Consider the following 19,823-nt stretch of genomic DNA (forward strand, 5'->3'; position numbering starts at 1 on the left):
AATGAACTACATCTCTACGCGCGGCGCCGGTTTTGGCGAGCGCCATACTTTCTCCGACATCCTGCTCGGCGGTCTCGCGAAGGACGGCGGCCTGTATTTGCCCGCTGAATATCCGCGCGTCACGGCGCAGGAACTGACTGCATGGCGCACGCTTTCGTATGCGGATCTGGCCCACGAAATCTTGCGCAAATTCAGCGACGACATTTCCGACGATGACCTGCGCTCGCTCACGCGCCGCACTTATACGGCGAGCACTTACAGCAACGTTCGCGATCACGAGAGCGCGTCGCAGATCACGCCGCTGAAAACGCTGGGCGAAGAGGGCGGCACGACCGTGTCGTTGCTGGAATTGTCGAACGGTCCCACGCTCGCGTTCAAGGACATGGCCATGCAGTTGCTCGGCAACCTGTTCGAGTACACGCTGGCCAAGCAGGGGCAGACGCTGAACATTCTTGGCGCCACCTCGGGCGACACCGGCAGCGCGGCCGAATACGCCATGCGCGGCAAGCAGGGCGTGCGTGTTTTCATGCTGTCGCCGCATCAGAAGATGAGCGCGTTCCAGACGGCGCAGATGTTTTCGCTGCAGGATCCGAACATCTTCAACCTTGCGGTAATCGGCAACTTCGACAATTGCCAGGACATCGTCAAGGCGGTGTCGAACGACCACGCGTTCAAAGCGGCCAACAAGATCGGCACGGTCAATTCGATCAATTGGGCACGTGTGGTGGCGCAGGTCGTCTACTATTTCAAAGGCTACTTCGCCGCGACGAAGTCGAACGCCGAGCGGGTCTCGTTCACAGTGCCATCGGGCAATTTCGGCAATGTTTGCGCCGGGCATATCGCGCGGATGATGGGCTTGCCGATCGAGCAACTGGTTGTCGCCACGAACGAGAACGACGTGCTCGACGAATTTTTCCGCACCGGGATTTATCGCGTGCGCACGGCGGCCGAGACGTATCACACGACCAGCCCGAGCATGGATATCTCGAAGGCGTCGAATTTCGAGCGTTTTGTGTTCGATCTGCTCGGCCGCGATCCCGCACGCGTGCTTCAGCTTTTCCGCGACGTGGAAGAAAAGGGTGGTTTTGACCTCGCGGCCAGCGGCGACTTTGCGCGCGTGAAGGAGTTTGGTTTCGTGTCGGGACGCAGCAGCCATGCGGACCGGGTGGACACCATCCGTGACGCGTTCAAGCGTTACGGCACCATGATCGACACCCACACGGCCGACGGCCTGAAGGTTGCGCGCGAGCACCTGATACCTGGCGTGCCGATGATCGTGCTGGAAACTGCCCAGCCGATTAAATTCGGCGAGACCATCCGTGAAGCGCTCGAGCGCGAACCAGAGCGGCCGGCGGCATTTATCGGTATCGAAGAATTGCCACAGAAATTCGATATCTTGGCGGCCGAGGCGGATCTGGTGAAGGCGTATATCGCGGAACGCATCTAGGCTCGGAATGCGCGGCGCCAGCGGATCCGGGCAGGTCCAACCAGCCCGGAACGCCTGGCGCAGTCTCGACCGTGGTGCCATCGTGGCGCCATTGCGGCGGCATTTGCGGACCGGCGGAAGCAGCGGTCTACGCACTCCAAGCGTGCGGCTTTTCGCTGCGATGCCGCAATTCGTCGAAAAACTGCTAAAATTGCAGGTTTTTCGCCGTACATCATTCAAAAAGGACGCGCTGTGCTGTCTACTGCCAACATCACCATGCAATTCGGGCCGAAGCCCCTCTTCGAGAACATTTCGGTCAAGTTCGGGGAAGGAAATCGCTACGGCCTGATCGGGGCGAACGGCTGCGGCAAATCCACGTTCATGAAAATCCTCGGCAGCGACCTTGAGCCGAGCTCGGGCACCGTCATGCTGGAGCCGAACATCCGCTTGGGTAAATTGAGCCAGGATCAGTTCGCCTACGAAGACCAGCGCGTGATCGACGTCGTCATGATGGGCCACACTGAAATGTGGCGCGCGATGTCCGAGCGCGATGCCATCTACGCGAATCCCGACGCGACCGACGACGACTACATGCATGCCGCCGAACTCGAAGCAAAGTTCGCCGAGTACGACGGTTATACGGCCGAAGCGCGCGCGGGCGAGTTGTTGCTGGGTATTGGCATTGCCATCGAAGACCATAACGGTCCCATGAGCAACGTTGCCCCGGGCTGGAAGCTGCGCGTATTGCTGGCGCAGGCACTGTTCTCGAAGCCGGACGTGTTGCTGCTCGACGAACCGACCAACAACCTGGACATCACCTCCATTCGCTGGCTCGAGGACATACTGAATCAGTACAACTCGACCATGGTGATCATTTCGCATGATCGACACTTCCTGAACCAGGTCTGCACGCACATGGCGGACATGGATTACGGCACGTTGAAGGTGTACCCGGGTAATTACGACGACTACATGCTGGCGTCGGCCCAGGCGCGCGAGCGTCAGGCGAATGCGAACCAGAAGGCCAAAGACAAAGTGGCCGACCTCCAGGACTTCGTGCGCCGGTTCTCGGCCAACAAATCGAAGGCGCGTCAGGCGACCAGCCGTGCGAAGCAGATCGAGAAGATCAAGATCGAGGAGTTCAAGCCGTCGTCGCGGCAGAACCCGTTTATTCGCTTCGACTTCGAGAAAAAGCTGCACAACATCGCAGTGGTGGCGACCAACATCACGAAGAAATATGACCGCACCATCTTCAACCATTTCAATCTGAGTGTTCAGCCGGGCGAGCGGATTGCGATTATCGGCGAGAACGGCGCGGGCAAGACCACGTTGCTGCGCGCGCTGAAGGGCGCAATCGAACTGGATGGAGGCACGGTCAAGTGGGCGGAAAACGCGCTGGTCGGCTATATGCCGCAGGACACGTACGAAGAGTTTCCGAAAGACGAGACGCTGACCGACTGGGTTGACCAGTATCGTCAGGACGGCGACGACGACCAGATGGTCCGTGGCACGTTGGGCCGTTTGCTGTTCAACGCCGACGACATCAAGAAGTCGGTCAAGGTGCTCTCGGGTGGTGAGAAGGGCCGCATGATCTGGGGCAAGCTGATGCTCGGGCGCCCGAACGTGCTGTTGATGGACGAGCCGACCAACCACATGGACATGGAGTCAATCGAGTCCCTGCAGATCGCGTTGGAGAAATACGATGGCACGCTGATCTTCGTTTCGCATGACCGCGAGTTTGTGAATGGACTGGCGAACCGGATCATCGAAGTGAAGAACGACGGCACGTTGCGCGACTTCGGCGGCACGTACGAGGATTTCCTGGCGAGCCAGGGGATTCACTAACTGAGCGCGCATTACATCGCGAGCAATACAGCAGTTTGCCTTTAGAAACATTTAGAGAAACAAGCAGCAACGCAAACGGCCCGCTTCGTAAGGAAAGCGGGCCGTTTGCGTTTTCGGGAACGAAGCACGTTCGGAAAACTGAAATACAGCACAGTCGAATTTGCTTGATAAAAAGCAACATCAATTTGTCCAACCTCCTGCAAGCTCAAAACTTTGACTCTGGAGATGAACCTTCGATGACCCCTCTTACCCCCCTGACCATTCGCGGCCGCACCTTGCTTCCTGTTGTGCAGGGAGGCATGGGCGTGGGTGTGTCCGCGCACCGGCTGGCCGGCGCCGTCGCCCGGGAGGGTGCAATGGGAACAATCTCCAGCATCGACTTGCGGCATCACCATCCCGACCTGCTCGAAATATGCAAGCAGAATCCGGATCAGGCGACCCTGGAAGCCGCCAACCAGACGGCGTTGCGCCGCGAGATCATTGCTGCGAAGGCGCTTAGCGAGGGCCGCGGCATGATTGCCGTGAATGTCATGCGCGCGGTGTCGTCCTACGCGGCAGCGGTGCAAACGGCGTGCAACAGCGGCGCGGACGCTATCGTCATGGGTGCAGGCCTGCCTCTGGACCTGCCGGACCTGACGCAAGGTGTCGATATCGCGCTGATCCCGATCTTGTCGGACAGCCGTGGCATCGCGCTGGTGCTGAAAAAGTGGCTCAAGAAAAATCGTCTGCCCGATGCCATCGTGATCGAGCATCCGGGGCATGCGGGCGGCCATCTTGGCGTGGCAAGCGTCGCGGATATTCCGAGCGAGCGCTTTGACTTCGCCCGTGTGATCGACGAAACCATGCTGACTTTCGATGCCCTCGGCATGGGCCGGACGCAGATTCCGCTGATCGTGGCGGGTGGTATCGACGGGCATGCAGCGGTGCGTCGCTGGCTGGCGGCAGGTGCGTCAGGCGTGCAACTCGGCACGGCGTTCGCGGTGACTGAAGAGGGTGACGCGCATCCTGAGTTCAAGCGCATTCTGGCCGATGCAACGCCGGAAGACATCGTCGAATTCGTGAGTGTGACCGGCCTGCCGGCTCGCGCGGTGAAAACTCCATGGCTCGATCGCTACATGCGCAATGAGCAACGGATTCGCGACAAAATTGGCTCGCGTGAGCAAAAGTGCCCCACGGGCCTCAATTGTCTCGTGGCGTGTGGTTTGCGCGATGGTATCGAAAAGTTCGGGCATTTTTGTATCGATACCCGTCTCGCCGCGGCCCTGCGTGGAGATCGTGCGAACGGATTGTTCTTCCGGGGGCGCGAGGCGCTGCCGTTCGGATCAGCCATTCGCAGCGTGCGTGAATTGCTCGACTTGCTGGTCGCGGATATCCGGCCTGCGACGGCAGCCTAAGCGACCAAGACTCAACTCAACCGCAACTCAAACCTTGTCCCGCGTGAAGCGCATCGCAGTGCCTTCGCGGGTAATGCGTTCCCAAATGGCGAGCTTCTCGGCGTCGCTGAGAAACACCCAGTTGGAGACTTCTCCGGCCATGCGGCCACAGCCTTTGCAGATATCGTCGAAGAGGGTCGAGCAGACGCCGATGCACGGGCTGTCGGGTAAATCATGAAGGTTCGATGCCATAAAACACCTGTAGTCGGGCGCGGCATGCAGTGAAAACCTGCGGCGCCCGCGCAAAAGCCCTCAGTTTAACGCGCGATGCTGTATCCGATCCGCGCGATCCAGTGGTTACGCTGGTTGTAATCGAGAATGTCTTCGCCGTAGCCATTGAAATATCCCACCCACAAATAGCCGCCCCACGCGCTGCCGATCAGCTTGGCGAGCGGATAAGTGAATTGGGTGTCAACGCTGCCGTAGCCGTGTTTTGTGCCTTTGCGCAGTGTCGTGGCGAGTTGCCAGCCATCGGGGCTGCCGTACTTCACGAGCAGGTCGACGTACCCGCGATAGTCCTGGATATCTTCGTTGCCGCTCTTCGTGATGTAGTAATAGATTTTCGGCGCTATGGTCAGGTGGTTCGAATTGACATCGCCGAAATCCCAGCTCGGACGCACGAACGCAATGTTGATGCCGCGCGAATCCGCGCCGCTCTTGCCGTTCGACTCATGGCCGATACCGGCGGTCACGCCCATGCGCGAAAACAGCGAGCTTTTCCAACCTGTGTTCTCCAGGTAGTAGAACAGTTGCGGCTCGTAACTCGTGTCACGGAAAGGCGCCGATTCCGCCGACAGGTCCCAGATCGACGTTTGCGTGTAGGCAAAATACAGGTTGTCGAGGAAGCCGCGCGAGCGGGGATCGTCCGGCATGATCAGGCGATATTTAAAGCTGAACTGGAATTTGGCGAGGTTATCGCCGTTCTGGCCATCGGCGAAATACATCGGTTCGAAGGTCGACAACCGGCCGCTGAACATGCGGTCACTCGTGCTCGTCGGAACGGCCGATGTGTTCGCCGCGGCCTCGGCGCTCGCCAATTGCTGCGGCGTCTTCGCTTTCGTCTCAGCGGTTTCCGCCGCCACCACTTGCGTCTGCGACTTGCCGCGGTTCAGGGTGATCAGCATGGGGGATGAATCGAAGCCCACCGGATCGACCTTCATCACGCCGCGCGCCGCGTCGGGCCAAGGGGCGGCGTAGCGAACTTTCCGATATTGGCCGGGGCGCAGCGTCAGCTGGTCGGGGACGTTGCCTTCGCGTTGCAACGCCAGTGGCTGTGGCGGCAAGTCGCCGTTGGTCAGCGTGATGTTGAGCGCTTTCGGTACATCGATGGTAAGCGGTTGCTTGTCGTCGTCGCTATAAAGCAAGGTCAGTTCGAGCGGCTGCTCTGCAGCGGCTTCGCGCACGGGCTGGAGCACGGCAACCGTGGCGTAGGCTGCGCTTGTCCATCCGAGGCCGATAGCGCCCGCGAGCAGCGCCAGGCGGCAAGCCGTCGCGACATCGCGTTGCCGGAAGGGCATAAGGGAGCGGCGGGAGCAGAGGGGAAGCGGCAAAGAGCCTCGGGCCATGAAACGATCGTCCTTGTTGCGTTGAGTAGCGTCGGTGCGGGTGAGGCGGCAGGAGCGCGTATTCCTTGTCGCCCCGATTGCGCGATCCGCGACTGCTTGTTTAGCGACTGGCTTGGCGATTAACTGAGCGGATAGATTCACGCCTGCCATCGGTTGAAATTCGCGGAACGCATAATTGTAAGCGCGCGGAAGGGTCATCTCGATAAGTTGGACGAACGGGCAGCCACAGCAAAAAGCGATCCTGACCTGCATCGACCGACTTATTTCTCGATGAACGAAACGGGAGAAGCGGGGGTGTTTGCTGGTTCGTATCAACGCGTTTGGCGGGCGCATTCACGCCGCGTTGGACCATGCATCCGGCGGTCAGAACGACTAGCCGATTGAAACGTTGGCGGGGTGCGAATCTCAGACTTCCGGGCGGGTCGTCCTGTCAGGCGTGGAAGAAACCTTGAAATGCGGGATAAAAGTCACAGCGAAAAGAGCGCAGTCTCCGCAGCAACCGAAAATCAGCGGCAAACCCAAACGATCCTTGCACGCCCAGACACCCCTCAACTTTCGGTCAACAACTGCCACAACAGCGCGCCGTTCAGCAGCACGATCAGCGCGGCGCACAACCACGCCAGGGCGAGCGGAATGCGCTTGATGCGCCACCGGCCCATGATTCCCGCGTCCGAGGCAAAGCGCACGAGCGGGATCACGGCCAGCGGCAATTGCAGGCTCAGCACGACCTGACTTGCAACGAGCAACTGGTTCGACCCATGTTCCCCGAACGCGCCGACCGCGAGCAGCGCGGGTCCCATGGCCAGCGCGCGGGTGAGGAGCGCTCGCGCCCAGCGAGCGATCTTCAGTTGCAGGAACCCCTCCATGACGGCTTGTCCGGCCAGCGTGCCGGTCACCGTGGCGTTCAAGCCGCACGCCAGCAAAGCCGCTGCGAACACAATGCTCGCCCAGTGACTGCCAACGAGCGGTGCGATCAGGCGATGGGCATCGGCGAGATCATTAACGTCGAAATGGCCGTTGGCATGGAAGACGGCCGCCGCCACGATCAGCAGTGACGCGTTGACGGTGAATGCCAGGCTGAGGGACGCGAAGGTATCGATGTTGACGCCCTTCATGGCGTTGGAGATAGCTTCGTCGTTGCCGTTTTTCGCGTGCTCCTTGACGAGCGCGGAGTGCAGATAGAGGTTATGCGGCATGACGGTGGCGCCGAGGATCCCGGCAGCGAGCCAGATCATGCCGGCGTCGCGCAGCAGGGCGGTGGGCGGTGCAAGACCGGCCAGCGCGCCGCGCCATGACGGGTTGGCAAGCGCGAGTTCGACGACAAAACAAAATCCCACGAAAAAGATCAACGCGGTCACGGCGATCTGGAGCGGCCGCTGCCCACGGCTTTGGAGCGCGAGCATAGCGAACGTGCCTACCGCCGACATCAGGACGCCGACTGTCAGCGAGACACCCAGCAGCAATTGAAGGGCGACTGCGCTGCCGACGACCTCGGCGACATCGCACGCGATGATCGCGATCTCACTGGTGATCCAAAGGAAGAGCGTGGTGCGCCGGCTGTAGCGTTGGCGGCAAAGTTGCGCGAGATCCCGTCCCGTCACAACGCCTACTTTCGATGCCACCCATTGCAGCAGCAAACCCATCAAGCAGGCGAGCAGGACGACGCTTAGCAATTGATAGCCGTATTTCGCGCCGCTCGCGAGCGCGGTGGCCCAGTTGCCTGGGTCCATATAGCCGACAGCGACGAGCGCTCCAGCGCCGACGAACGAGAACCAGCCGCGCTTGGGGAGCGAGCCGTTCGGTTGACCGGCCTGATGTCCGGATGCGGGATCAGGTTGCGGATCGTCCGCGGTGCCGGTTGAAGTGAGAGCGGACGGATTCGTGTTCATGCGGTTTGCGGCCTGTTTCCTGAAGCGGGATGTCGCGAAGCGGTTGGGGAAAAGGCATGAGCAGCGGGACGAACCACCCTCAGGGCCACGAGACGTCACATCGATAAAAACACGGTGCAAGCCGCAGCGCATCCTCGGGCGACAGGCGAACCTGAGCAGAGCCTCAGCAACGACCGTTCCGCTGACTTGCTGCTCGTCGCCGCCAGCCTCCCATCACACTCACGCGGCGCTCTAAAGGCATGGTTATGGGACGAGCGATTTCACATCGGTTTCGGCAAAAGGGCCCCGATAATGACATTACGTAAGCCTCTACCCGGTTGGATTCAACAACGGCAGTGGGGTCTTTATAGCTGGGCCGGCAATCTGGAACCCCTCACAACTCCACTTCACTCCACGATCGGGCAAACGCGTCCCTTGTACACTCCACGCGACAAAACTTGCCGATTGTTTTTTGCGAAGCAACCTTTTGATGATAGTTTTCGTTTTTTTAAGATCGTCTCGAATCGGCTCGGCATTGGCTCGGCTGAGCAGGGGAGAAAGAGCGAATCGAGACATGAAAATCAACGGTCGGCAAGTCGAAAGGACGGAGAAACTGAAATGACAGGAAAAGTGGCGGACCGGTTGTCGAAGCGTTTGGGGGCATCGGGCGCGGCTGCGCGCGTATTGACGATTACCATGGCTATCGCGGGCGTGGCGGCGGTATCGGCACCGCTGGCGGCATCGGCGAAAGACACGCAGCTCAACGTCTACAACTGGTCGGACTACATCGCGAAAGACACGATTCCGAACTTCGAGAAGCAGACGGGCGTCAAGGTCAAGTACGACAACTACGACAGCGACGACACGCTGCAAGCCAAGCTGCTCACCGGCAATTCGGGCTATGACATCGTGGTGCCGACCAGCAACTACGCCGGCAAGCAGATCACGGCGGGCATCTTCGCCCCGCTCGATAAATCCAAACTCCCCAACCTCAAATACCTCGACCCTGACCTGATGAAGCTGGTCGCGGGCGCCGATCCGGGCAACCAGTACACGGTGCCGTGGGCCTACGGCACAACGGGCCTGGGCTACAACGTCACGAAGGTCCAGCAGATCCTTGGCAAGAACGTGCCGCTGGATAACTGGGACATCCTGTTCAAGCCGGAAAACATCTCGAAGCTCAAGGCCTGCGGTGTGTCCGTACTCGACGCCCCTGACCAGATGTTCGCCGCCGCGCTGCATTACATCGGCAAGGATCCAATGAGCACGAACCCCGCCGATTACCGCGCGGCGCTGGCGATGCTCAAGAAGATCCGACCGTACATCACGCAGTTCAACTCGTCGGGTTATATCAACGACATGGTTGGCGGCGACGTCTGCTTCGCCTACGGCTGGTCGGGCGACGTGGTGATTGCCAAGCATCGTGCAGAAGAGGCGAAGAAGGCGTACAGGATCGAGTACTACATCCCGAAGGGCGGTGCGCCAGTGTGGTTCGACGTGATGGCGATTCCGAAGGACGCGAAGAACAAGGAAGCTGCGCTCGAGTGGATCAATTACATCGAGACGCCGCAGGTTCACGCCGCGATCACGAACGAGGTGTATTACCCGAGTGCGAACTCGGAAGCGCGGAAATATGTATCGAAGGATGTTGCCAACGATCCGGCCGTCTACCCGCCGCAAGACGTGATCAAGACGTTGTTCCTGCTCAAGCCGTTGCCGCCGGAAATCCAGCGTTTGCAAACGCGCCTCTGGACGGAACTGAAGTCGGGGCGCTGATCCTGATTTTGAATTCCGGTAAGGTTGCCAGGTTTGCATCGGGCAATTGATCAACGCGAAGCCCCTGGTTCTCCGGGGGCTTTGTTCGTTGCCGGCGACCTTGCGGGCGGTGGTGGCGAAAAGTCGTCGAAAAAATAATTGAGAAGTGCAGCTGGAAAAGCAGCACGAATGCGCGTAGCGCAGGAGCCAGGCAGCAGATCATGAGTGAGCAGCAGTCGAGCGCAGTGCCCGCCGGACCGGGCAATCAAGGCAGGCAGAGCGGTTCGGGAGCTCCCAATGGCCGCAGGCCGGAACCGGGTTTGCGGGACCCGGACTGGGCGGCGGAGAATTTCGTGCGGATCGTCGATGTCGTCAAGAAATTCGATGAAACCGTTGCAGTGAAGGGCGTGAACCTGTCGGTGAAAAAGGGCGAACTGTTCGCGCTGCTCGGCAGTTCGGGCTGCGGCAAGTCCACCTTGCTGCGCATGCTTGCGGGGCTGGAGTCGGTCACCTCAGGCCAGATTGTGATCGATGGCGAGGATCTCGCAAGCATGCCGCCGTATAGGAGACCGGTGAACATGATGTTCCAGTCGTATGCGCTGTTTCCGCATATGACGGTGGAGTCGAACGTGGCGTTCGGGCTCAAGCAGGAAGGCGTGCGCGGCGCGGAACTCAAGGAGCGCGTGCATGCAACGCTCGACCTCGTGCAGATGGCGAAGTATGCGCAGCGCAAGCCGCATCAGTTGTCAGGCGGCCAGCAGCAGCGCGTGGCGCTGGCCCGCAGCCTGGTCAAGCGTCCGAAGTTGCTGCTGCTCGACGAGCCCATGTCCGCGCTCGACAAACAGATCCGCCAGCGCACGCAGATCGAGCTGGTGAATATCCTCGATAAGGTCGGCGTGACCTGCATGATGGTCACGCACGATCAGGAGGAGGCGATGACCATGGCCGGCCGGATCGCGGTCATGAGCGAAGGCGAAATCGTGCAGATCGGCATGCCGCACGAGGTCTACGAATATCCGAACAGCCGCTTCACGGCTGAATTCATCGGCTCGACAAATCTGTTCGATGGCATCGTGGTGGAAGACGAACCGGATCACGTGTTCGTGGAAACGGCCGAGTTGCCGTCGCGGCTGTATGTGAATCATGGCATTACGGGCCCGCTCGGCATGCCGGTCACCATCTCGGTCAGGCCCGAGCGCATTGCGTTGACGCGCAAGCCGCCCGACGGTGCGTACAACTGGGGCCGCGGGACCGTCGCGAACATTGCGTACATGGGCGGCTACACGCTGTATCACGTAAAGCTGGACAGCGGCAAAGTGGTCGTGGCGAACCTGTCGAGCATCGCGATTGGCCAGATCGATTCGCCCACTTGGGACGATGAAGTCTTCGTGCGCTGGACAGCGTCGGCAGGCGTGGTGCTCACGGCATGAAAACGCTGAATTTGCAGGACTTTCTTAAGCGGCGCTTCGGCCTTTCCGGCAGGACGGCGGTCATCTTCGGGCCGTATTTGTGGCTCGTGCTGCTGTTCCTCGTCCCGTTCCTGCTGGTCGTCAAAATCAGTTTCTCCGATTCGCGTCTCGGGATTCCGCCTTATACGGAATTGACGGCGATGAAAGACGGCGTGCTGAGTATCGCGCTGGATTTTTCGCATTACGCGTTCCTGTTCACCGACAGCCTGTACTTCGCGACGTACATGAATTCGCTGCTGGTGGCGGGGGTATCGACGCTGCTGTGCCTGCTGATTGGTTATCCGATGGCGTATTACATCGCGCGTTCGAATCCGGCGACCCGCAATCTGCTGATGATGGCCGTGATGCTGCCGTTCTGGACGTCGTTCCTGATCCGCGTGTATGCGTGGATCGGGATTCTGAAGAACAACGGTTTGCTGAATAATTTCCTGATGTGGACCGGGATTATTCATTCGCCTATCGAGCTGTATCACACGAATATCGCGGTTTATATCGGCATGGTGTATTCGTATTTGCCGTTTCTCGTGATGCCGCTTTATGCGCATCTGGTAAAGATGGATCTCACTTTGCTCGAAGCCGCTTACGATCTTGGCGCGAAACCGTGGAAAGCGTTTTTGCAGATCACGCTGCCGTTGTCGAAGAACGGGATTATCGCGGGCTGCCTGCTGGTGTTCATTCCGGCGGTGGGTGAATACGTGATTCCGGAATTGCTGGGCGGCGCGGATACCCTGATGATCGGCCGCGTCATGTGGAATGAGTTCTTCGATAACGCCGACTGGCCGATGGCTTCCGCTGTCACCTGCGCCATGGTTCTGCTGTTGCTGGTTCCCATGGCGTTGTTCCAGTATTACCAGGCGAAGCAACTAGAGGAGAAGCGATGATTGAACCCAGTCGCTCGCTCCGGTTCACGTTCCTGGGTCTCGGATTCCTGTTCCTCTATATTCCGATCGTGAGCTTGGTGGTGTATTCGTTCAACGAGTCGCAACTCGTGACGGTATGGACGCAGTTCTCGTTGAAGTGGTACGCGGCGTTATTACACGACGACGAACTGATCAACGCGGCGTGGTTATCGATTCGAATTGCGGTGTTCACGGCATGCGCGTCGGTGGTGATCGGGACATGGGCAGGCTATGTGCTCGCGCGCATGGGGCGGTTTCGCGGCTTTACGCTTTATGCCGGCATGATCAATGCGCCGCTCGTGATACCTGAGGTGATTCAGGGGATTTCGCTGCTACTGCTGTTCGTGGAAATGGCGAAAGTATTTGGCTGGCCGGCAGGACGCGGCATTTTCACGATCTGGATCGGTCACGTCATGCTGTGTATTTCCTATGTCGCGATCATCGTGGAATCGAGAGTCAGGGAATTGAATCCGTCGCTTGAAGAGGCCGCGCTCGATTTGGGCGCAACGCCATTGCGCGTGTTTTTCGCGATTACGTTGCCGCTGATATCGCAGGCGTTGGTGGCGGGATGGCTGCTGTCATTCACGCTGTCGATTGATGACCTCGTGTTGTCCGCGTTTTTATCGGGACCGGGGTCGACTACGCTGCCGCTTGTCGTGTTTTCGCGCGTCCGGCTCGGCTTGAATCCCGAGATGAACGCGCTCGCCACGTTGTTTATCGCGTTCGTGACCGTCGGCGTGATCGCTGCTAATTACTTCATGCAGCGCAGCGAGCGCAAACGGCTGATGAATGTGATTTAGATGCAGTGATTTAAAAGCGCAAGCCTCAGTCGTCTTGAGCCGCCCTTGCGAGGTGTTTGCCGAGCGTGGCCGAGTCGGTGTTGGTGCCGCACAGCAATACGCCAACGCGTTTGCCCTGCAAGGTCTCGCGTAACGGCCCGAGCAATGCGGCGGTTGCGGCGGCACATGCCGGTTCAACGGCCAGCTTCAGCTCGTTGAACAGATGCAGCATGGCGTGGCGCAGTTCAGTGTCCGACACGGTCACCAGACGGTCGATATGCCGCCGGCACAATTCATAGCTGTAGTCTTCGGTGTGCGGCGCCATCAACGAATCGGCAATGCTTTGCATCGCGCCCATCTTGACGGTGTGATTCGCGGCGAAACTCTGGCCCATGGCATCGGCGCCCTTGGGTTCAACGCCATACACATGAATCGATGGATTCGCGAGCCGGAATGCCAGCGATACCCCCGCCGCCAATCCGCCGCCGCCGATCGGCAGGATGACTGCGTCCAGATCGGGCGCCTGCGATGTCCATTCGTAGCCGAGCGTCGCTGTGCCCACGATCGTCCGATAACCGTTGAACGGATGCACGAAATAGCGGCCTTCCTCGGCTTCTATGCGACGCACGATCTCGAATGCTTCGGCACCGTTTTCCGCCATCACGATGTCTGCCCCAAAGCGGCGGCAGAGCGCCAATCGCGCTGGACTGGCCGTCTTGATCATCACGACCTTTGCGCTGATCTGAAGACGCATCGCGGCATACGCGACCGCGACCGCGTGATTGCCCGCCGATACGCACGTCACGCCCGCGTCGCGTTCACCTTCCGTGAGCGCGAGCAGATGCGAAAACGCGCCGCGTGTCTTGAACGTGCCGCCGACCTGCAGCAACTCGAACTTGAAGTTGACCGGCGTGCCTTCCAGCGTGGGAAAGTCGTGACGCTCGAAGGTCGGCGTGCGCGCGACCCATGGCGAGAGCGTCATGTGCTGGCTGGCGATATCGTCGAGCGTGGGAATCGGCGTGCCGTCGATGGTGTTATCGGAGTGATGGGCGGTGGACATGGATTCCCTTGTGAACTCAACGCGCAATTTCAACAGACATCAACGCACCTGCGCCTCAACCGACATGCTGTGAATGAACTTGCCCAAAAACGCTTCGCACGCCGCAAGCTGCTCCAGCGACACATATTCGTTCGCCTTATGCGCCTGCTCGATATTCCCCGGCCCGCACACAATGCTCGGCACGCCAGCGAGCTGGAACAAACCTGCTTCCGTCCCGTAAGCCACCTTGCGCTTGTCCTGATTCTCCGTCAGCGCCCGCACCAGTTGCGTGATCGCCGCCTGCTCGGAGGCATCCAACCCCGGCGCCGAAGCAATCTTCGAGAACTCGATCGCTGCGTTCGCGTGTTCCTTCTGCATCTTCGGCAACAACTCTTCCCGCGCGTATTTTTCGATGCGCTGATAAATCGGCTCAGGATCAAGCGTCGGCAAATTGCGGAATTCGAACGCGAAATTGCATTCGGCGGGCACCGTGTTGATCGCGTTGCCGCCATTGATCGTGCTGGTCTGCGCAGTCGTGAAGGGCACGTCGTACTGTTCGTCGAATGGGCCCTGCGCGCGGAATTGATCTGCGACATCGCGGATGTAGCAAATCAGCCGCGCTGCATATTCAATCGCGTTCAAGCCCTTCGGCGTCAGCGACGAATGCGCTGCAAACCCGCGCACGCAGCAGTTGTACGCGTTGATGCCCTTATGCGCGATAACCGGCCGCATGCTGGTCGGCTCACCCACGATGCAGCCATCGGGACGCAATCCGCGCTTTTGCAGGTCGGTGATCATCAGCGGCGCGCCGGCGCAGCCGACTTCTTCGTCGAAGGAGAGGGCGAAATGTATCGGCCGCGCAAGTTTCGTGGCCTGCATCTTCGGCAACAAGCTCAGCGACGCACCGATAAACCCCTTCATGTCGCACGTTCCGCGACCGTACAACAGGCCATCGCGGACTTCAGGCTTGAACGGATCGCTGTCCCATTTCTGGCCATCGACAGGCACCACGTCCGTATGCCCGGAGAGCACGATCCCGCCATTCGTCGCGCCATCGTGCGCGGGCACGGTTGCGAACAGGTTGGCCCATTTGCCGGACGGATCGGTGCTGAGCGTGCAATCGACACCCGCCGCGCGCAGTTCGTCGCGCACGGTTTCGATCAAGCCCATGTTCGGGTTGCGGCTGACGGTGTCGAAGGAGACGAGCTTCTTGATCCACGGCAACGACGCCGGCTCGGAACCTGACGATGCATTGGAAGAAGGTGTTTGGGCGACGGAATCCGTCGATTCAGCGATCTGCGACATGACGCTCTCCTTGGAATTATTCGCTTTCGATAATACCGAAAAAACCGGCCGCGCACCGCCGGATAAGGCAGTGCGCGGATGTGCATGGTTCAGCGCGACGGCAACGACGCAATCGCGGGTTTCTGCTGACGCACCGGCGCGCCCAGCGCGCGCAGCGTTTCCTTGACCGTCGAAATCCGCACAGCAAGATCCGGACTGCGCACTTCTATGCGCAGCTTGTCTTGCCCTGCGAGCTTGACGTGCTTGTTCTTCTGCACCATCTCGATGATCTTCATTGCATCGATGGGCGGGTTCGGAATGAACTGCAATGCAATTGCGTGCTCGGCCGCGTCGATCTTGATAATGCCCAGCGGCTTGGCCGCGAGACGCAGCTTATGCGTCTCGACCAGCGCGCTCGCCTGCGGCGGCAACTTCCCAAAACGGTCGATCAGCTCTTCAAGAATGCTGTCGATGGCATCGCTCGTCTCGCAGTTCGCCATGCGTTTATACAGCGACAAACGTTCCTGCACATCGCCGCAATAATCGGCGGGAAGGATGGCCGGCGCGTGCAAGTTGATCTCGGTCGTGGCGGCGAGCGGCGAGTTCAGGTCGGGCTCGCGGCCTTCCTTCAACGCTCGCACGGCGTCGTTGAGCATGTCCGTGTAAAGCTGGAAGCCGATCTCGTGGATTTCGCCCGATTGTTTATCGCCGAGCACTTCGCCCGTGCCGCGAATTTCCAGGTCGTGCATCGCAAGATAGAAGCCTGAACCGAGCTCTTCCATCTGCTGGATGGCCTCCAGCCGACGCTGCGCCTGCTTGGTCAGCGCGGCCGGATCGTGAACCAGCAAATACGCGTAAGCCTGATGGTGCGATCGCCCAACGCGCCCACGCAATTGATGCAACTGCGCGAGGCCGAATTTATCGGCGCGATGGATGAGGATTGTGTTTGCGCTCGGCACGTCGATCCCCGTTTCGATAATCGTCGTGCACAGCAGCACGTTCGCGCGCTGGCCAACGAAATCGCGCATCACGCGTTCGAGTTCGCGCTCGTGCATTTGCCCGTGCGCGACCGCAATGCGCGCTTCGGGCACGAGTTTTTCGAGCATCGTACGCCGGTTTTCAATCGTTTCGACTTCGTTGTGCAGGAAATAAACCTGGCCGCCGCGCTTGAGTTCGCGCAGCATCGCCTCGCGGATCACGCCGTCTTCTTCGCGTCGAACGAAGGTCTTGATCGCCAGGCGCTTTTGCGGCGCGGTCGCGATGATAGAGAAGTCGCGCAGTCCTTCCAGCGCCATGCCGAGCGTACGTGGAATAGGCGTAGCGGTGAGCGTGAGCACATCGACTTCCGCGCGCAGCGCCTTCAACGCTTCCTTCTGACGCACGCCAAACCGATGCTCCTCGTCGATGATCACCAGCCCGAGCCGCTTGAACACGACATCGGTAGACAGCAGCTTGTGCGTGCCGATAACGATATCGATCGTGCCTTCATTGATCGCCTGAATTGACGCGCTGACTTCCTTCGTGCTCTTGAAGCGCGACAACTCGGCAATCTTCACCGGCCAGTCGGAGAACCGGTCGCTGAACGTGTTCGTGTGCTGTTCGGCGAGCAGCGTGGTCGGCGACAGAATGGCCACTTGCTTGCCGCCCATCACCGCGATAAACGCCGCCCGCAGCGCCACTTCCGTCTTGCCGAAGCCGACGTCGCCGCAAACCAGCCGGTCCATCGGCTTGCCGCTCGTCATGTCGCCTATCACGGCCGTAATTGCCGCGGCCTGGTCGGGCGTTTCCTCGAAGCCGAAACTCTCCGCGAACTTCGCGTAATCGCGCGCTTCGAGCGGGAACGAATGACCCTCGCGCAGCGCGCGGCGTGCGTAAAGATTGAGCAGTTCGGCGGCGGTGTCGCGGATTTGCTGCGCGGCCTTGCGCTTCGCTTTGTCCCACTGGCCGGAACCGAGCGCGTGCAACGGCGCGCTTTCCGGATCCGCGCCGCTGTAGCGCGAGATCACGTGCAACTGGGCAACCGGCACGTACAGCTTGCTTTCGTTCTGGTATTCGAGATGCAGGAATTCGGTTTCGCCTTCGCCCAGATCCATCGATACCAGGCCCATATAGCGCCCAATACCATGCTGCGTATGCACGACCGGATCGCCGATCTTCAGCTCCGAGAGGTCGCGCACCATTGAGTCGACGTTGCTCGCCTGCTCCTGCCGGCGCCGTCCCGCGCGGCGCGTGAGCTGGCCGTACAGCTCGGTCTCCGTGATGATCGAGATGCCTTCGCCGGGCAGCGCAAATCCGTTCGCGAGCGGTGCGACGCCCAGCGAGAATTTGTTGTCGCCGGTGAGCCAATCCTGGAAGGTATCGTCGAGCGATGCGCGCAGGCCGTTATCGGAGAGCAGTTGCTGGATCGTCTCGCGGCGGCCGGCGGATTCAGTCGCGAACAACACGCGATTCGGCGTCTGTTCCAAGTAATGACGCAGCGCGAGCAACGGTTCCTCGGCGTGACGGTCGATCGCGAGACCCGGCAACGGCACCGCCCAGCCGCCTTCGGGCGTGGCCGGGAACTTGATCTGCGCGAACGGTTTGGCGAACGAGAAAAAATCGTCGTCGCTCAGAAACAGGCGCTGCGGTTCGAGCAGCGGCCGCTCGCGGTCGTGCGACAAGAAGTTGTAGCGCTGCCGCGTGTCGTTCGTGAAGCGCTTGATGGCCGCGTCCATGTCGCCGACGAACGCCAGTTGCGCGTCTTGCGGCAAGTAATGGAACAGCGTGGCGGTTTCGTCGAAGAACAACGGCAGGTAATACTCGATGCCCGCCGCCGGCACGCCATTGCCGATGTCTTTGTATATCGATGAGCGGCTTGGATCGCCCTCGAACACCTCGCGCCAACGGCTGCGGAACGCAGTGCGCGCGGGTTCATCGAAGGGAAATTCGCGGCCCGGGAGCAAGCGCACGTCGCGAACCGGATACAAGCTCCGCTGCGTATCGGGATCGAAGGCACGGATGGAATCGACCTGATCGTCGAACAAATCGATCCGATACGGCAGCGGCGAGCCCATCGGATACAGGTCGAGCAGCGAACCACGCACGCAATATTCGCCGGGACGCACGACCTGGCTCACGTGTTCGTAGCCGGCGAGCGTCAACTGGCTCTTCAGTTTCGCCTCGTTCAGCCGCTCGCCCTGCGTGAATGAAAACGTGTACGCAGCCAGAAATGATGCCGGCGGCATCCGATACAGCGCCGTCGTCGCGGGCACCAGCAGGATGTCGCAGCGGCCTTCACCCAGATCGTGTAACGTCGCCAACCGTGCCGAAACAAGGTCCTGATGGGGCGAAAACGTGTCGTAGGGCAACGTTTCCCAGTCGGGCAAAAGTCGCACGCGGGCATCGGGCGCGAAAAACGGAATTTCGACCGCGAGACGCTGCGAATCAACAGCGCTCGCACACATGACGACCAATAACGGGACTTTTTCGCGAAAAGCCAGGTGGTAGCGTGCCAGGGCGAGGGCGTCGGAGGAACCGGTGGCGCCATCGAAGGCAAAGCGCTGACCAGCTTTGACGAGCGCGATAGGGGACGTTGACTGCAAACTGACGGCTTTTGAAGGCATAAAGAGTGCGGGGAACCGTTCGCGTGCGAAAGTGCACGCGGGACCGGCATGGTCGCGATGGTCCTATTATAAAATCCGGGCTTCACTTTTGACTTGGGCGTTTTCAACTCGTGACTTCCCGCCTGTTCGCCCTCATTCCGTGCGCCGGTTCCGGCAGCCGCTCCGGTGCACCGATGCCGAAGCAATACCAGACTATCGGTCGCCATCCGATGCTGCGTTATTCGCTCGCCGCCTTCGACGCCTGTTCCGAATTTGCCCAGACGCTGGTCGTGCTGGCACCGGGCGATCATCATTTCGATGACCGCCGTTTCGCCGGCTTGCGCTTCGCCGTGCAACGCTGCGGCGGCGCGACGCGGCAAGCGTCGGTGTTCAACGGGCTCGCCGCGCTGACCGGTTTCGGCGCACGCGACGACGACTGGGTGCTCGTGCACGACGCGGCGCGCCCCGGGCTCACGCCGGAGATGATCCGCAGACTGGTGAGCGAGTTGAAGAGCGACCCGGTTGGCGGAATTCTGGCGCTGCCGGTGGCTGACACGCTCAAGCGGATCGAAGCCGAGGGGGTAGCGCACACAGAAGGGCGCATCGCCCGCACGGAGTCGCGCAACGGCTTGTGGCAGGCACAGACGCCGCAGATGTTCCGCCTGGGCATGTTGCGCGATGCAATCACGCGAGCGCAGCAGGACGGCCACGATCTCACCGACGAAGCCAGCGCCATCGAATGGCTCGGGCACGCGCCGCGGCTGATTCAGGGAAGCCTGCGCAATTTCAAGGTGACGTATCCGGAAGATTTCGCGCTGGCGTCCGCTATGCTCGGCGGCGCTTGACGCAGCAATTTGATTTGCCCTTTACTTTCTAGGAC

At 60.1% G+C, this 19,823-nt stretch carries 14 protein-coding genes; 8 read left to right on the plus strand and 6 right to left on the minus strand.

What is annotated here, in order from left to right; translation table 11 throughout:
• Position 1 precedes the first annotated feature (1 nt).
• The 3 genes from thrC to ACMX25_RS05440 all read left to right on the plus strand — a co-directional run bounded on the left by thrC (position 2) and on the right by ACMX25_RS05440 (position 4,665).
• Complete coding sequence (thrC, locus tag ACMX25_RS05430; protein ID WP_414948499.1) at positions 2-1,447, plus strand: threonine synthase; 1,446 nt, start codon at positions 2-4, stop codon at positions 1,445-1,447.
• Between the two features lie 231 nt (positions 1,448-1,678).
• A complete protein-coding gene (locus ACMX25_RS05435) occupies positions 1,679-3,271 on the plus strand; it encodes an ABC-F family ATPase (RefSeq protein ID WP_414948500.1) in 1,593 nt (530 codons plus the stop codon).
• 236 nt (positions 3,272-3,507) lie between these two features.
• A complete protein-coding gene (locus ACMX25_RS05440; protein ID WP_414948501.1) occupies positions 3,508-4,665 on the plus strand; it encodes an NAD(P)H-dependent flavin oxidoreductase in 1,158 nt (385 codons plus the stop codon).
• A 27-nt stretch (positions 4,666-4,692) separates the two neighbouring features.
• Here the strand turns inward: ACMX25_RS05440 and ACMX25_RS05445 are convergent, their stop codons facing one another.
• The 3 genes from ACMX25_RS05445 to ACMX25_RS05455 form a co-directional block, all read right to left on the minus strand.
• Entirely contained in the window at positions 4,693-4,896 is a 204-nt protein-coding gene (locus ACMX25_RS05445; RefSeq protein WP_414948502.1) for a DUF1289 domain-containing protein, read from the minus strand.
• A gap of 65 nt (positions 4,897-4,961) precedes the next feature.
• The gene (locus ACMX25_RS05450; protein WP_414948503.1) at positions 4,962-6,221 is read right to left on the minus strand and encodes a phospholipase A; all 1,260 of its coding nucleotides are present in this window, start codon (positions 6,219-6,221) and stop codon (positions 4,962-4,964) included.
• Positions 6,222-6,817: 596 nt separating this feature from the next.
• Positions 6,818-8,158: an Nramp family divalent metal transporter gene (locus tag ACMX25_RS05455; protein WP_414948504.1), complete on the minus strand. Its 1,341-nt coding sequence runs from the start codon at positions 8,156-8,158 to the stop codon at positions 6,818-6,820.
• Positions 8,159-8,833: 675 nt separating this feature from the next.
• Here ACMX25_RS05455 and ACMX25_RS05460 point away from each other — a divergent pair.
• The 4 genes from ACMX25_RS05460 (at position 8,834) to ACMX25_RS05475 (ending at position 13,060) form a co-directional block, all read left to right on the plus strand.
• On the plus strand, positions 8,834-9,913 hold the full coding sequence (locus ACMX25_RS05460; RefSeq protein ID WP_414948689.1) for a polyamine ABC transporter substrate-binding protein: 1,080 nt from the start codon (positions 8,834-8,836) through the stop codon (positions 9,911-9,913).
• Between the two features lie 299 nt (positions 9,914-10,212).
• Positions 10,213-11,322 carry an ABC transporter ATP-binding protein gene (locus tag ACMX25_RS05465; protein ID WP_414948690.1) on the plus strand — a complete coding sequence of 370 codons (1,110 nt, stop codon included), beginning with the start codon at positions 10,213-10,215 and terminating at the stop codon, positions 11,320-11,322.
• Complete coding sequence (locus tag ACMX25_RS05470; protein ID WP_414948505.1) at positions 11,319-12,242, plus strand: ABC transporter permease subunit; 924 nt, start codon at positions 11,319-11,321, stop codon at positions 12,240-12,242. Before ACMX25_RS05465 ends, ACMX25_RS05470 begins: the two co-directional genes overlap by 4 nt.
• Positions 12,239-13,060, plus strand: a complete 822-nt coding sequence (locus ACMX25_RS05475) for an ABC transporter permease subunit (RefSeq protein ID WP_414948506.1) — start codon at positions 12,239-12,241, stop codon at positions 13,058-13,060. The genes ACMX25_RS05470 and ACMX25_RS05475 overlap by 4 nt, the downstream gene beginning before the upstream one ends.
• A 25-nt stretch (positions 13,061-13,085) precedes the next feature.
• On the opposite strand, the gene ACMX25_RS05480 is transcribed toward ACMX25_RS05475, so the two are convergent.
• The 3 genes from ACMX25_RS05480 to mfd all read right to left on the minus strand — a co-directional run bounded on the left by ACMX25_RS05480 (position 13,086) and on the right by mfd (position 18,964).
• Entirely contained in the window at positions 13,086-14,099 is a 1,014-nt protein-coding gene (locus ACMX25_RS05480; protein WP_414948507.1) for a threonine/serine dehydratase, read from the minus strand.
• A 39-nt stretch (positions 14,100-14,138) separates the two neighbouring features.
• Positions 14,139-15,383 (minus strand): acetylornithine deacetylase, encoded by a 1,245-nt coding sequence (argE, locus tag ACMX25_RS05485; protein ID WP_414948508.1) that lies wholly within the window; start codon positions 15,381-15,383, stop codon positions 14,139-14,141.
• An 89-nt stretch (positions 15,384-15,472) separates the two neighbouring features.
• Positions 15,473-18,964 carry a transcription-repair coupling factor gene (gene mfd, locus ACMX25_RS05490; protein WP_414948509.1) on the minus strand — a complete coding sequence of 1,164 codons (3,492 nt, stop codon included), beginning with the start codon at positions 18,962-18,964 and terminating at the stop codon, positions 15,473-15,475.
• Between the two features lie 110 nt (positions 18,965-19,074).
• Here mfd and ispD point away from each other — a divergent pair, with 110 nt between their 5' ends.
• Positions 19,075-19,788, plus strand: coding sequence for a 2-C-methyl-D-erythritol 4-phosphate cytidylyltransferase (ispD, locus tag ACMX25_RS05495; RefSeq protein WP_414948510.1), 714 nt, complete (start codon positions 19,075-19,077; stop codon positions 19,786-19,788).
• Positions 19,789-19,823 lie beyond the last annotated feature (35 nt).

The organism is Caballeronia eucalypticola (assembly GCF_047608185.1).
Taxonomy (GTDB): Bacteria; Pseudomonadota; Gammaproteobacteria; order Burkholderiales; family Burkholderiaceae; genus Caballeronia.